This is a genomic window from Chitinophaga cymbidii (genome assembly GCF_007992715.1).
Lineage (GTDB): Bacteria > Bacteroidota > Bacteroidia > Chitinophagales > Chitinophagaceae > Chitinophaga > Chitinophaga cymbidii.
In genome coordinates this window covers 1343181-1358592 of record NZ_BKAU01000001.1, presented here as the reverse complement: position 1 = coordinate 1358592, position 15412 = coordinate 1343181, and the positions used below count along the sequence as shown (strand labels likewise).

Sequence of the window (15412 nt, the reverse complement as noted above, 5' to 3'; positions counted from 1 at the left end):
GCTTCATTCAAGGGTAATTTGATTTACGAATGGCAAAAACTATGCCTTTAAGGATGCGCAAGTATATGAATACCCTTTTGGGCGGTGCTTCATCCGGGAAATTAAGGGAATTGGGAGGCGAAGACAGCCTTTATTCCTTCTTTTAGCTGGATTTTTGCTTTCCAGCCCTGATTATTCAGTTTGGATACATCCATCAGCTTGCGGGGAGTACCATCCGGCTTTGTATGATCAAACACAAGTTTACCAGCGTACCCGGTAATCTCCTGTATAAGCTGCGCAAGATCCCTGATACTAATGTCTTCTCCTGTTCCGATATTTACTAGGCCTTCGTCGTTGTAATTTTGCATGAGATAGAAGCAGGCATCCGCCATGTCATCAGCATGAAGGAATTCTCGTTTGGGAGTTCCCGTTCCCCATATCACTACCTCTGGGTGGTTATTAACTTTGGCTTCGTGGAATTTCCGCAGCAGTGCAGGAAGAACATGGGAGTTATTCAAGTCATAATTGTCATTCGGCCCATACAAATTAGTGGGCATAACGGAGATAAAGTTACATCCATATTGTGAGCGGTATGCATCACACATCTTGATGCCAGCAATTTTGGCGATAGCGTAAGGCTCATTGGTAGACTCAAGCAAACCGGTCAGCAAGTATTCTTCTTTCAGGGGCTGGGGGGCCATTTTGGGATAGATACAGGAAGAGCCGAGGAACATCAGTTTCTTTACACCCGTTTTATATGCTTGGTGAATCACATTGTTCTGTATCATTAGGTTGTCATACAAAAATTCTGCCCGGTAGGTGTTATTGGCCATAATACCGCCTACTTTGGCTGCTGCGAGGAAAACGTAGTCCGGCTTCTCTGTGGCGAAGAAGTTTTCTACTACCAGTTGATCACGAAGATCCATTTCGGCGGATGTGCGTGTCACGAAGTTTGAGAAACCCGCGGCATCAAGTCTTCTTTTGATAGCGGAACCAACCATTCCCCGATGGCCCGCGATATATATTTTATCCTGTTGTTGCATGTCAACTATTCAAACTGGTTTAATACTTTAAAGCCTGCCTCCTTTAACAGTTTCTCACGCTGGAAGAGTTCTACATCGGCAGCTACCATCTCTTTCACAAGTGCTGGAAGGTCATATTTAGGCTTCCAGTTCAGTTTAGTTTGGGCTTTCGTTGGATTGCCGATTAGCAGATCCACTTCCGTAGGGCGGAAATATCTTGGATCAACGGCCACAACTTCCTGTCCCGGTTTTAAGGGACTGCTGGAAACAGCGCTTTTTACGATGCCTTTTTCATTTACCCCCTCTCCATTAAATTCCAGTTCTACGCCAACTTCCTGGAAGGCCATCCGGATAAAATCCCTTACCGCGGTGGTGATGCCGGTTGCAATTACGTAGTCTTCTGGCGTATCCTGCTGAAGGATGAGCCACATGGCTTCTACATAGTCTTTTGCATGACCCCAGTCGCGTTTGGCATCCAGGTTGCCCATATACAGCTTATCCTGCATGCCGAGGGACATTTTGGCTACGCCGCGAGTAATCTTGCGTGTCACAAAGGTTTCACCACGAAGAGGGCTTTCGTGGTTGAAGAGGATGCCATTACAAGCAAACATATTATATGCTTCACGGTAGTTTACAGTGATCCAGTAAGCATACATCTTTGCAACGGCGTATGGGGACCGAGGGTAGAAGGGGGTTTTTTCGGATTGTGGTACATCCTGAACTAGGCCATACAGTTCTGACGTGGAAGCTTGGTATATCTTTGTTTTTTTTGTTAAGCCCAGAAGCCGTACGGCTTCTAGTATTCGGAGCGTACCGATGCCGTCAGCATCTGCAGTATATTCGGGGGCTTCAAAGCTGACCTGAACATGGCTCATAGCTCCGAGATTGTAAATTTCATCGGGTTGCACTTCCTGAATGATGCGGATGAGGTTGGTGGAATCAGTAAGATCACCATAATGAAGTTTAAAATGTATATTTTTCTCGTGGGGGTCTTGGTAAAGGTGATCTATCCTATTTGTATTAAAAAGAGAGCTACGGCGTTTGATGCCGTGTACTTGGTAGTTTTTGCTGAGAAGGAGGTCGGAGAGATAGGCTCCGTCCTGACCTGTAATGCCGGTAATGAGTGCTGTTTTCATGAAACTATAATTGTAATAATTCCTGTTACGTGCCTGCAGGCAAGATATTTCAAGTGGTTAAAGATAATAATATTATTATTTGGGCTAAAGAGTTTTCCTCGAATAATAATAGAAGGATAGTAAACATGGTGATCGGAAGAATAATCAAAATGATCTTTGAGGCATGTTTTTTAGCATCTTATATGGCAAAACGCTTTGTGGTGATATAATCACCCAAACAGTCAAGAAAATAAGTTTTAGGTCTGTAGATATAGATTTATTATCCTGATACCAAAGTTCAAGCGCTCCTTTGTAAGGGGCTATAAATTGGGCATAGTAGTCCTCAGGAAGCATGTTAGCATTGGAGATAAGTTGTTCTTCATCGCGAAAGACAATAGAACCGATACCAGTAATACCTGGTCTTGAATTATAAATTACCTCCTGCACACTAACCGAGTAAGCATTAAAGGTCTTATCAACTAGTGGTCTAGGGCCTACGATACTCATATCCCCCTTCAGTACATTGATGATTTGGGGGAGCTCGTTAATCTTGGTAATTCTTAACAACCGTCCTACTTTGGTTACACGTGGGTCATTTCGCAAAGTAATTGAGCCGGTGCCCATATTGGGACTATTCTTTAACATTGTGGCAAACTTCCAAATGTTAAAATATCTGCGTTTGTAACCAATCCTCTTCTGAAAATAAAACACATATCCTTCTCCTGTACACAATAGTAATATAGATATTATCAATAGAAGAGGTAGTAATATAAGTAATGCAGTAAGAGAAATGACTATATCTAATAGTCGCTTAACAAAAAAATACATATACTACATTTTTTGATCTAGATTATACCCCGTTTCAATATGTTGGAAAGTTGGCATAAAAGATTGCAATAGCTTCACAAGACTTTCCTTAGGCGTATTTCCGATAAAGTTCTCTTCTAAGCGCTGAATAATATTATCCAATTCGGATCTTTTTCTTCTATGAGCGTTTTTAATAACACCTAAATTTTTAAAAGTTTTCATATCCAAATGCTCATCTAAGGTGTAGAACTCTTCATACAGCTTTTCTCCTGAAGTATCACTAGGAAAAAGATAAATGGGATATGCAGGTTGTTTCCCATTTGAGAATAGGAATGCTTGTTGTCGGGCAACTTCTTCCGTTTCACAAACTTGCATATCCATATTCAACTCATTCAACAACAGTCTTGCTATGTCAGAAAACTTCATTAAATCATTCAGCTTAGGGAACAAAATATCTCCAGAGCTGCCTAGTAGGCTGGCGATCAGACATATTTCTCCCGATTCTTGAGGCGATACGAAATAACGTTTCACATCACTAGGACAAGAAAGCGGCTGTTGTTTGGCTAACCGTTCCATAAATCCAGCCAACAAACTGCCATTAGAAAAGGCAACATTTGCAAATCTGGCGGTAGTAATAGGAATTAAGTCCGAATAAGCTAGAATTACTTCTTCCATTAGTTTTTTACTTGCACCCATTATATTAACTGGGTTAGCGGCTTTATCTGTAGATACACAAAAAAAGTGGGCTGGGGGATAAATGACAAGTAGGTCAAGAAGCTTCTTGGCTTTTATAACATTATTCTCAATCATCGCCTCAATTGAGAATATATCTTTTTCACTGCGTACGTGTTTGTGAGCGGCAAAATTAGCTACTATATTAAATGGGGCCTCCGAAACGAAGAGCTTTCGGAATACCGTATCTCCAAAATTAATCGGATAAGTTCTAAACTCTACAGGCATCTTTAGTACTGTTGTACTTCTACAATCTCTTACAAGTTCGGTAAGCCCATTTTCATTTGTATCAACAACTATTACTTTAGAAGGTGAATATTTTAATATGGCTTTTACATACGAGGAGCCAATAGTGCCTGCTCCACCAATAACTAAAACCTTTTTACCTTCTACCTCTTTTTGAAGTTTATCGTGGTAAAATTCCAAATCATCCTTCAGTAGACTTTCGGTTCGTTTTACTACTTTATTCCTGATGAAATTTTCAACATGAAAGGTTATATTGTTTGACATCCTTAAAACATTATATTTGGAAGATAATTTAGTACATTTTCAGAGGTCCATTCTAGTTCTTTTCTTGCCTTTTCATCGCTAAAGGTTAGTGAAGCGGTTATTTTTTTGTAGATATGATCGGCAGGGTTGCGCTTCCCAAGAATCTTAATTAGATTTCCCACTCTAATAAAATTTGCTGCAGCTTTTTTGCTCAGCTGGAAGCATATCTTCTTTCTCACGGCTAGCTCTAAGGCATGCTCTATCTCCATTACACTCGGATGGTATCCATCTGTCAAGTTATATGCGCCAGAGGGCTGTTCTTGCAAAGAAACAATAAGTTTGGCAACATCCGTGGCTAGGACAGCACTTTTACGGGCAGTATTATCTTTTAATTTAAGATAGTAGCCCTTGAGAATAGCCTGTATCATTTTTCCAAGATTTCCTGGGGGATAATTCCCAACTACCAGCGGTAACCGTAAGTTATAAAAATTAATCCCTTTTTCTGCACACCATTCTGTCACTAATTTCTCTCCCATCATTTTGCTGATGCCATATGGTGTATTGGCATTGGTGGGGTGTTGTTCATCGATAAGGATACCTGTATCGCTTCCGTATACTGAAACGGTACTTATATTTACAAATACACGAGGATAACGCTCTAGTTTCTCCAAAGCATCGAGTAAATGTTGTACACCTGTTTTATTTACTTCATAGAAGGCTTGTGCTTCCTCTTGAGTTTGTGGTATGGAATGGGCTTTACCAGCTGCATGCACCACTTTTTCAATCGTCCTACCTCGTAGGTTTGGGGAAGACTTAGAAAGATCACAAAAGATATTTTGCTCATTCGCTTGTAAAGAAGATCGCCTGGTAATCTGCATAACATAATGTCCATGCTCTAACAGCGTTTTGTAAATACAGTTTCCAAGAAAGCCACTCGCCCCAGTAAGTAAATAGTTCATTGAAATTAAAGTTTGACAAGTTGCAGTAGTTTAATTCCTAATTTCTTCAGAAAAAAAATTAAAGGTAAGTTCAATCCATTTCTTTTCCAGGACTGAATGATCTCTTTATTGCCAATCACTACATTCCGCAGACTTTTAGTGCTTTCCCCTCCCCATCTCATTCTTACGATTACCATATCAATGAAATGAACTTTGAATCTATATACTTTTATCATTCTGAGCATAAGTTCATAATCAGAAGATATCTTGAAAGATGGGTAATATAGACCAATTTCATCATAAACTCGTTTTCGAACAAATAGAGAGGGGTGAGGAGGAACGTTACCATCCTCAAAAAAGGTTGCATAATAGGGCTTTGAACGCCAGAAACGTACAACTTTATTGGGATTTTCAGAGCGGAAATAAGTAATATTACCATACACACCAGCAATTTCGTTATCAGATTGAAAAATTTGAGTTATATTTTCCAAAACTTGGTTGTTGTTAAATAGATCGTCGGAATTTAGAATCCCGATTATCTCTCCGGTAGCTCTTTGTATCCCTTTATTCATCGCATCATACAAGCCCTTGTCTCTTTCCGAAACAAATACAGAAACAAAACCTCGATACTTGTTAATAATATCTTGTGTACCATCACTAGAGGCGCCATCAATGACAATGTATTCTACTTGGCTGAATACTGTCTGTTCAATTACTGAACATATAGTTTCCTCTATAGTTGCCTTGCTATTATAGCAGACGGTAATAATTGACACCTTCATTTTGCAAATTGTCGTTATGAAGCTTCTCATTACACTTTTTTTGTAGTGCGTGCGTTGTCAGATTCACTAATAAATTTTACATGCTGATTTCCCCAATCATTATCTTTTAAGTATTTCTTTTAAAGTGGTTTTATGTATCTTTTTTAAAAATGAACGGCTATTGATTGTCTGTAATTGACCTTTATAAATAGTCGCGAGCGGAGATGGATTAAAAGGAATTCCCATAAATATTAACAAATATCTATAGTAAAATGAAATTAAAAAAAGTAGCTGAAGGACGTAGCGATTACTTTTGAAATAATGCTTGGCGTACAGTATATATAAACTTATGAAATAATTTCGAAAAGCGAATTCAGATATTGGGCCTCCTCCCCCTCCATAGTGTACAATTTTGCTATCATCGAAAATGATTTTTTGAATATTATGTTTCTCCATCTTTAAAAATAGATCGGCCTCTTCATGATAAAAAAAATAATCTTCGTCGAACCCGCCGACTTTTTCAAAAAGTGTCTTGCTTAGAATAATGAAACAACCACTGAAATAGCAATTGGAAAGGACTTTTGATTTACTCCTCTGCTTGACTATTTTTTTAAATAAATTCTTGAGGAGAAATAATTGAATTAGTAGTCGAGAGATATTAGGAAACGAGAATATATTTTGCTGAACAGTAAGGTCTTCATTGAGAATCTGGCAGGAGATGATTTCTTTATCAAGTTCCTTTACGTCATTTAATTTATTTATAATCGAGCGGATATCAATGATTCTTGTATCATTGTTTATTAATAGCAGATTTTTAAATTTAGCTTTTTTAACCAAGAAGTTATTACTTCTTGCAAAACCTATGTTATCGGCGTTTTTGAAAAGTCGAATATTATCATGAGTCGCATAATACATATCCAGCATTGTGGTTGAAGCATCAGTTGAATTATTATCATAGACAAGAATCTCATAGGGCGATTTGAAGTCAGATAGAGCTCCGAACAGACTTTCAAAAAAAGACTCTAGGTATAACTCACCATTGTAATTTACTACTATTACACTTAGACCCATAGCTATTGCTTTATGGTGTTTATTAGTACTTTTAGATTAGTTGGTATCTAAATCGCTGAATTATAATTAATTATAAAATTTGTCAATTGCGTCTATGACATAATCCATTTGCTCTTTGCATAACTCCGGAAATAAAGGGAGGGAAAGGATTTCTTCTTGGAAGCTATAGGCAACAGCATAGTCACTTACTTTTGCATTGAGGTAGGTATAGCAGGGAAGAGCCGGGAGGATAGTTGGATAGTGGATGGCGGTTTCTATTCCTTTTGATTTCAGAAAATCTATTAGCTGATTCCTCTTTTTTGCCCTTATTACATAAAGATGAAAGGAGTGAAGGGAATTAGGACGAATTTTAGGAATAGTTACCTGCGGGATAGCAACAAGTTTTTTACTATAGTACAGAGCATTTTCGATCCGTTTTTCGGTCCATTTTAATATATGTGGAAGCTTTGCAGTTAAAATTGCCGCTTGTATGCCATCCAGCCGGCTATTAATTCCTTCTATTTGGTGTTGATGTTTTTTTAATGCCCCATGTCTTGAATACATTCTACATTTCAGAGCCAGTTCATCGTTATTGGTAATAATGCATCCTGCATCTCCGTATGCTCCGAGATTCTTTCCCGGGTAAAAACTAAACGATCCAGCAACTCCTATTGTTCCTGCCCGGACAGACTTAAATTCGGAAAAGTGAGCTTGCGCACAGTCTTCAATTACAAATAGATTGTATCTTTCAGCTACATTCATAATAGCTCCCATATTACACATTTGTCCATGTAGATGTACGGGTATTATAGCCTTTGTTTTAGACGTTATTAGCTTTTCAAGCAGTTTCTCGTCCATGGAGTAGTATTCAGGATCGATATCGACAAAGACAGGTTTTGCTCCTGTTTGTGAGATTGTTTCCGAGGAAGAAATCCAACTGTTAGCTGCGGTAATAACTTCGTCGCCAAGACCTATCCCCAACATCTTCATAATAATATACAGGGAATCGGTCCCGTTTGCGACGGATATGCAATGTTTTACGCCATAATATTTTGCGAAGCTTTCTTCAAACTCATTTACATACTTACCTGATATGAATGCCGTTTCATTTATGACATTCATGATGGCGTTGTCAATTTCTCCTTTTATGCTTTTGTATTGCGCCTTAAGGTCTACAAATGGAATATTCATGATTATAGTTCTTTTATCAGTTTCGCTGGATTTCCAGCGTATATGCCAGGATTGGTTATATCTTTAGTTACAACCGCACCAGCGCCAATTACAACGTTGTCACAAATGTTGATAGGTAGTATTGTTGCATTAGATCCAATGGATACATTATGCCCAATACGGGTGTTCTTCCAAAGAGTTTTGTTTCCTTTTGCCGGTCCTCCATTAGAGAACAAATCATTGATAAACATAACTCCATGCCCAATGAAGCAGTTATTACCTATTGTAACAAGTTCACAAATGAAAGTGTGGGACTGAATCTTACAGTTTTCACCAATGTGCACACTCTTTTGGATTTCAACAAATGGACCTATAAATGAATTTGCTCCTATAGTACAACCATATAAATTACAAGGTTCAACTACAGTAATGTTTTGTCCCCAAATCACATCTCTAATACCTATTTGCTTAAGTTGTGGTTCCATTAGCGAATTGTAATTGCTTCAGAATAAATTTTGTCAATTATTTCTACTGTTTTCAGCGCCTCAAATGCATTGGTGGATATACTACCATTGCCCCGAAGTACTTCTACTAGATTCTCATAAATTTTATCGTGATTGGACATTGATCCCACATAAGTTCCGTAATTATTTGCGGTATTTCCCTGAGGAAGATCCGTTATTCGAAAACCTTCGATGTTCTGATATTCTAGTTCATTTAAATATTGACCTCCTATTTTTACTGTTCCCTTTTCACCAAATATAGTTAAAGAGCCCTCCATATTTTTTTCATAGCTATTTACAGTATAATTGATAGTTCCAATTGCACCATTATAAAATTCTAAAATAACAACCCCGGTGTCTTCAAATTCAATTGTATTTTGATGTGTATAATTTCCAATAAAAGCCTTTACTTGTTTTACGTCTCCAATCATCCAATAAAGTAAATCTATGAAATGACTAAATTGAGTATATAAAGTCCCGCCATCAAGTAATTTGGTACCTTTCCATGAATTTAAATAATAGTCGGTATTTCTATTCCAGAAGCAGCTCAGTTGAATGCTTAATACTTTACCTAATTTATTCATATCAATTGCTTTCTTTACAGCAGCTACAGGAGGATTGAATCGGTTTTGCTTAATAGCAAATAATCTTTTATTAGCTCTTTCGGCGGCTTTAATCATTTCTCCACAATCTTGTACTGAAATAGCCAAAGGTTTTTCACACAATACATGGTAGCCTGAATTAAGCGAGAGAATTGAGTGTTGCGCGTGAAGACCATTAGGGGTGCAAATTGAAACCACGTCAACTTGTTTCTCTTGTGTTAGTAAATCCTCCAAAGAATGATAAACATTTGCATTGTATTGATGTCCTAGTTTTACCGCTTTATCGTTTTCAATATCGCAAACAGCTTTTAAGACTCCATTGTTTGTTATATGTTCTGCGTGCCTTTGACCGATGCGCCCACAGCCAATTAGAGCAAAATTGATACTTTTCATGTTGTGAATAATATGATGCTAAATAAAAACAAAAACTTTAAGAAAAATCCCTAATGATTCAATATGGTATAAATATATTAACTAAATATGATTTCCTCCTCGTTTTTCGAAGGGGAACTGTCTATTCTTAAGCAACTTAGAATAGTGAATACTATTATTATTACAAACTCATGAAATCCTCTGCTGAAAAGATATAATCCCTTGACATTTAACCAGGGTAATAAAACAAAGAAAGTAATTATCGTATCTGAGAGCACTAAGCTATCGTTCAACCGAGAATAGATATTGCAACCACGATTTCGTTTCACAGCTTGTAGGGTTAATCTTCTAATTTGGAAGACCTTTAAGAAAACCAACAAATGGATAAAAATTATTATAAGAAGCCCGAGTATTCCTATCATATATATTATTTTCACATATCCCACATCAGAGTCTGGATTATTATAGCCAGCTCCAAAAAGGCTTTTAAGTGAACTTGGTAGTATAAACATGTTACTTAAAGTATCAGCCGAGCCTTTTGAAAACGATTCTTCAATATTGAATTCTACGCTTGTTCCAAATAGTGAGCTATACTGTTCTAGCGAGGGAATAGAAGAAATAATTAATGGCCCGACGAAATAATAAAATATATATGCACCTGCAATAATGTTAAAAAGACCGGTTGCTTTAACCATACGGCTACGGTTAAACAACATCCACGTCGTGATAGCCAAAACAAAGAGAATTGTAATAATCATGACATTACGTGAAGTAAAGAAACTAGCCAAGGCGCATATTAGAAGAAGCAAATAGTTCTGCCAAAAGTCTTTTTTCCTTATAAGACTCCAATATGAGATAATAATGCCGATAATGCAAAAATACCCAGCAGTATCAAAACCGTTTGTTAGGCCAAATGCTCGGAGAATGAATATAGTTTTGGTATAACCGACCCAAGGTGCCATTATACTCTGAATGGCAGGAAATAGTATTTGAGCTAATATTACAAACGAGTGTAGCATTATGCTAACTTTTATGCAATTAATTATCATTTTCGAATTACACTTACTGTTGTAAAAAGCAAGTCCCAGAAATATTAATGAAACAAATGCCCGCACATTTCGTTGGATAATCTGAGCGTCTAAGCCGTTATAGAACGCATAAACGATAATAGAGTATGAAAGAACTAGCAGTGTAAGGGTCGCTAATTGAACATATAAAATTGGAATTTTTATATCATTGCTTAAGGCTAATAGTATGCATGCAGAAAAGGTACCTAAAAGAGAAAAGTCAACCAGCCCCATTTTAGGAGCAAAAAGAGATAGAAATATACTAAGAAAGACCAGTAACGTTTTCATAGTCCAAGAAGATCATGATAAATTTTGCGATAAGCAAAGGAACATTTTTTGACATCGAAATTTTCTTGTGCATAGGTCATGCACTGTTCGCGCAAATGTTCACTGTCACTTAGCAAGCTGGAAATTTTCTCTTGCAGGATTTTCTCAGTTTCATCCCAAAGGAGGCCGAGATTGTTTTCTCTAACAAGCCTAGCTGCGGCGCCGGCAAATACGTTTACTATTACGGGCAGGCCTACAGACAGATATTCTACAAATTTAACACCGAGCCTAGTTTCATAATCTGCGGTTTTGGTCATAAGTTGTAAACCAAAGTCAGAGGCAGAAAGCCATCCTTTCATTTCGGTGCTTGAGGCTTCGATTATTGACAAACTTTCAGGTTTAATGCCTCGACTTCTTAGAGTTTCTTCTATTAAAATTCTATTATCTTTAGTTATTATCAAAAGATGGGCGTTGATTCCGCTTGATATTACTTGTTCAAAGAATTTTGCGTACTGATTAATATTATTCCAATGATTAATCCCAATACTACCAACATACGAGAATACAATTTTATCAGTCCATCCATACTTCTTTCGAATAGCTTCTCGTAGTGGAACATCAAATGTTAGCAGATTAGTGTCAACGCAGCAAGGAATATAGCTTATGGCCTTAGTTGGATTTATTTCACGATATTTTTCGACCATAGGCTTACTGACGCCAATGACAGCATCTGCCTTATTTAATATTAAGTTTTCAATCCTTTTCCACTCGAGAAAGATCTTTGAGTTTAGTTTCCACATATCTCTTGTAATATTTTCTTCAGGATACAAGCTCCTGCCATCAAACACAAGTTTGAATCTATCGGTTTTGATCTTTGATGCTAAATAGCTTGCGAAATATCCTCTGCAATGGAGAACTTTATATTCTCTAGTTAGAAGTTTAAATAGGGGGATCATTAAGATTTTGACTAACCTTACACCCCATATCCTGTTAAATAGGTGTCTTTCAGGGAAAGAAAAATAGCAAATTTTATATCTTAGTTGGAGAGCGCTAAGCATTATTTTCATTTCCCGAATATCATCCTTATACTTAAAATGAATCCAAGGCTGAAAGAAAAAGATAATCGTAATCTCGTAGTTCGCTTCCTTAGCAAGTTCTCGCAAAAGAGAGATCACCTGGCTTTTTACTAATCCAGATTGTGGTCTTTCATTATACAAAATGTAACCTATTTTCAATTTTGTATCCACTGAAGGCCGTATTAATAATTTGAATTGATTAATTTAATAAATATTTGGGCATTTATGGAGCTATCATAGTTGTCAAAGCAAAACTGTTTTATGGCGTCCCTCTTTGATGTCCAGGTATCCCTATTTGCGATGTAATTATTTATTTGATTCCTTATTTCTGACGAGCTTGCTAGATTGTTTATAAGAAAGCCTGTTTCCTGATTTACGATTTCAGATATGCCTCCTATGTTTGGTGCTATTACGGGAATACCAAAACTTTGCGCCTCCATTATTGATACAGGTACACCTTCAGTGGTACTGGCATTCACAAAAAGATCAATATAGTTGTTTTTATAAAATTGGAATATATCCTGATTATCGATAAACCCCTTAAGTTGTACACTGATATTTTGATGCTTATTTTCTAGAATGATCGCATTCAATTCCTTGTATAGTGGACCGTTCCCAAAATGAATCCATTCAATATTTGTTGTATCTAGACTGTTTATCGCATCGAAGATCATTTCTACTCGTTTTATGGGGATTAAGGATGAACATGACACAATTCGAATCGGCATTTGGGCCTTTGGTATAGGAGTTGTGTGCGCATGAAAGGTAACCCCTAGCCGAGCAACGGCAAATTTTGATATCCACTTGGGGTATTTGTCACTTAAATATTTTTTTCCCTGCTCTGAGATTAGATAGACACGTTTGATATGTTTTAGCACAAAAGGTCTATAGGGGAAATATTTGGGGTTGAATCTTTCTTCATATAAGTCTCCTCCATGTGCTCTGGTTACGACGCTTATATCAACAGACTTATTAAGTTTATAGAATATAAGGCCAGATGTTATATTATTGAACCAATAGGTATATAGCAGTGTATTGTTTATGTCAATTTTTTCTTCTAAAAGAAACTCTTCTATCCAAGAGGCTGTTGCTTGGCCCCATGCTGAGGCTTTGGCCCATCGTAGGAACTTCCTAAAATGAAATTCCCGTAGTAAAAAGAAAAGTTCCTCCCAAGTATATTTTCGGGTGAATGCCAGCAAAAATGCATAAAGTAAAAAAGAGAATCTTTTAATTTTGCGTGCATAGGTCGTCACAATGAAACTATTAAGAGGTAGTTTCTGTTTTAAATTACCCTCAATTTGAGTTGGAACAAAATATATCTTTTCAAACTCCTCTGCTAAAGCATCTAGTTCCGGCGTTATAAATGTATTCTCAACTTCCTTGTTATAAGGAAAGGCAATTGTAAATAATATTAACGTCTTTTTACTCATTTATAAGAACCATAATTAACGTATCTCTGTAAGCTGGTTTTTTTCTTAATAGCATTTCTTTAATTGAACCCTTCCAGGTTTTCTTAGTTCTGGGGAGAGTTTGCGCAAAACAAAAGGATTCAACATTATATCCGGCAATTATACTGATTTTCGCTAAAGTAAAAGGCGTAAACCAAAACTTATGATCTGTATTTATGAACTCGTTGTGACGAAATGAAGAGAGAATATTTGCAAAGCAAAATGCATTGGGAACAGTAATTATGAGCCTTTTTATAGTAGGATATTTTTCTTTGATAGATTTCAAGAATTCACATGGATTGCTTAAATGCTCCACAATTTCTCCGAGAATCATGTAATCCCAATTTTTACTAGTAATTTCCTGGCGAGGGCTATCTAGTACAATATTATGTTCAATAATATTAGAGAAATTAAATTCTTCATTTACATATCTTATTGCTTCCGCATCAATGTCTATTCCCAAGCAGGTTGCACTTGCTTGTGTTAACCTTTTATGAAACCATAAATTCTTACTTATTTTCTCCTTAATGAGCGGTATATGATCGGTGCAGCCAAGGTGCAATATATGTTTATTCTCAACAAGTTTTTCAATATAATCCATTCGGTATAACACTTCTTTCTCAGGATGCGATATTGGATAAGAATACGCATTGGAAAATTTGTTGCCTTTTAAATAGTCAATTGTAGTTTTAGTAAGTTTCATTTATGATCCTTTTTTGATGTTCTTAATATCCAATAAATTGTCGGGCCTAGAACTATGGAAGCACTAAGGGAAACCATCGTTAGGGTTGTTTGGAATGATTGCTTCAGAATATGACCGCCGATGAAAAAGCTGGTTAGGATAACTGAAGTGTATAAAATACCAAAATATAGAAATTGTTTTTGTTTGTTGAGAATCAGTGGAATTCTGGAGATAGTCGAAGATATTAGTGTAAGGAACATCCATGGACATAGTATTTGTGAATACTCTCCAGCCACTTTCCATTCATCGCCAAATACGTACTTGAAAATGTCGGGCGCCCAAATTAACATACAAATAAAGGGAACAATAGAAATGGTAAATAATAGAATAACTACTTTTCTGAGTAGTGGAAAAATTGGTTTGGCACTGTTATGTAGAGTGGCTGCTTCTTGAAAAAGAGCTTGCCCAAATGCCCCGCCTAACATTGATATAGGTGCTTGAAATGTTCTATTTGACAGGGAAAATTGCCCCAAAATTGCAGTGCTATAAAGACTTGGAACAAGAAGAATTAACCCGGAGTTCCGCAAGCTGTCAAGTATGGTTTGAGGAAGTGTGTATTTGGGGAAATCAATATGTCGAATTGCTATGTTTTTTAAGCATTTGAGATCAAGCGAAAAGGAGGTTAAAAATGCTTTTTGTACGATAATTAGATTCAACAAAAAAAGTAGCAACGTCCCACTTAATGCACCAATGATAAGGCCATATTCAATGCCCTTAAAATATTTACCAACTATGATACTTAGCACTATTGTAATGATGGCTTGAGTAGCTTTGAGCAGTGAAAGTAGTTTGAATTTAGTTAAACGTATAAACCAAATCGCAAACGAGTTATTGGTGGCCGTAGCAAATACAGAAATTGGAACTATATATATGTAGTTGCTAGGTTCAAACCCGAGTAGGTCGTAAACTTGTCGTCGGAAAGCCCAAAGAAGCAAAATTATTAATCCCGATGTTAATAATGAAATTGAACAGGACAGAAAAAGTAGATGTAGCGCTTTTTTTTCTTCACTTGGCAAAATTATTGAGTTTTCATAAGAAAGCGTTGCTACTGTGCTAAGAACCAACACAGCAATTGAGTAAATTCCCAATAATCCAAATTGATGAGGAGTATATAATCGGGTTAAAATTGGAGAGCAAATGGCAGGTAACAAAGCAACAACCATATTGCCGGAAAATAGATAGCCGACTTTCTTAATAAAACTATTTTCCATTCCCTTCAACATATATGGAATTGCATTTATGTGAAATTATTGTTGTGCTACTTAATGAGAA

General features: G+C 36.8%; 15 protein-coding genes. All 15 read right to left on the bottom strand.

Annotation, left to right across the window (positions count from 1 at the left end; genetic code table 11):
- Positions 1–101: 101 nt before the first annotated feature.
- The 15 genes from fcl to CCY01nite_RS05260 all read right to left on the bottom strand — a co-directional run bounded on the left by fcl (position 102) and on the right by CCY01nite_RS05260 (position 15363).
- The gene (fcl, locus tag CCY01nite_RS05330) at positions 102–1022 is read right to left on the bottom strand and encodes a GDP-L-fucose synthase (RefSeq protein ID WP_146858498.1); all 921 of its coding nucleotides are present in this window, start codon (positions 1020–1022) and stop codon (positions 102–104) included.
- A gap of 5 nt (positions 1023–1027) precedes the next feature.
- Positions 1028–2137, bottom strand: coding sequence for a GDP-mannose 4,6-dehydratase (gene gmd, locus CCY01nite_RS05325; RefSeq protein ID WP_146858496.1), 1110 nt, complete (start codon positions 2135–2137; stop codon positions 1028–1030).
- 144 nt (positions 2138–2281) lie between these two features.
- A complete protein-coding gene (locus CCY01nite_RS05320; protein ID WP_146858494.1) occupies positions 2282–2944 on the bottom strand; it encodes a sugar transferase in 663 nt (220 codons plus the stop codon).
- Between the two features lie 3 nt (positions 2945–2947).
- The gene (locus tag CCY01nite_RS05315) at positions 2948–4165 is read right to left on the bottom strand and encodes a polysaccharide biosynthesis protein (protein WP_146858492.1); all 1218 of its coding nucleotides are present in this window, start codon (positions 4163–4165) and stop codon (positions 2948–2950) included.
- Between the two features lie 2 nt (positions 4166–4167).
- On the bottom strand, positions 4168–5103 hold the full coding sequence (locus CCY01nite_RS05310; RefSeq protein WP_146858490.1) for an NAD-dependent epimerase/dehydratase family protein: 936 nt from the start codon (positions 5101–5103) through the stop codon (positions 4168–4170).
- A gap of 5 nt (positions 5104–5108) precedes the next feature.
- Complete coding sequence (locus CCY01nite_RS05305; protein ID WP_222614312.1) at positions 5109–5894, bottom strand: glycosyltransferase family 2 protein; 786 nt, start codon at positions 5892–5894, stop codon at positions 5109–5111.
- Positions 5895–5963: 69 nt separating this feature from the next.
- Positions 5964–6914 carry a glycosyltransferase family 2 protein gene (locus CCY01nite_RS05300; RefSeq protein ID WP_146858488.1) on the bottom strand — a complete coding sequence of 317 codons (951 nt, stop codon included), beginning with the start codon at positions 6912–6914 and terminating at the stop codon, positions 5964–5966.
- A 66-nt stretch (positions 6915–6980) separates the two neighbouring features.
- On the bottom strand, positions 6981–8084 hold the full coding sequence (locus tag CCY01nite_RS05295) for a DegT/DnrJ/EryC1/StrS family aminotransferase (protein WP_146858486.1): 1104 nt from the start codon (positions 8082–8084) through the stop codon (positions 6981–6983).
- A gap of 2 nt (positions 8085–8086) precedes the next feature.
- Entirely contained in the window at positions 8087–8548 is a 462-nt protein-coding gene (locus CCY01nite_RS05290; RefSeq protein ID WP_146858483.1) for an acyltransferase, read from the bottom strand.
- Positions 8548–9561 (bottom strand): Gfo/Idh/MocA family protein, encoded by a 1014-nt coding sequence (locus tag CCY01nite_RS05285; RefSeq protein ID WP_146858481.1) that lies wholly within the window; start codon positions 9559–9561, stop codon positions 8548–8550. The genes CCY01nite_RS05290 and CCY01nite_RS05285 overlap by 1 nt, the downstream gene beginning before the upstream one ends.
- A gap of 77 nt (positions 9562–9638) precedes the next feature.
- Entirely contained in the window at positions 9639–10895 is a 1257-nt protein-coding gene (locus CCY01nite_RS05280; protein WP_146858478.1) for a hypothetical protein, read from the bottom strand.
- Entirely contained in the window at positions 10892–12121 is a 1230-nt protein-coding gene (locus CCY01nite_RS05275) for a glycosyltransferase (RefSeq protein WP_146858476.1), read from the bottom strand. Before CCY01nite_RS05275 ends, CCY01nite_RS05280 begins: the two co-directional genes overlap by 4 nt.
- A gap of 11 nt (positions 12122–12132) precedes the next feature.
- Positions 12133–13380, bottom strand: coding sequence for a glycosyltransferase (locus CCY01nite_RS05270; protein ID WP_146858474.1), 1248 nt, complete (start codon positions 13378–13380; stop codon positions 12133–12135).
- On the bottom strand, positions 13373–14101 hold the full coding sequence (locus tag CCY01nite_RS05265) for a methyltransferase domain-containing protein (RefSeq protein ID WP_146858472.1): 729 nt from the start codon (positions 14099–14101) through the stop codon (positions 13373–13375). The genes CCY01nite_RS05270 and CCY01nite_RS05265 overlap by 8 nt, the downstream gene beginning before the upstream one ends.
- A complete protein-coding gene (locus CCY01nite_RS05260) occupies positions 14098–15363 on the bottom strand; it encodes a lipopolysaccharide biosynthesis protein (protein WP_146858470.1) in 1266 nt (421 codons plus the stop codon). Before CCY01nite_RS05260 ends, CCY01nite_RS05265 begins: the two co-directional genes overlap by 4 nt.
- Positions 15364–15412 lie beyond the last annotated feature (49 nt).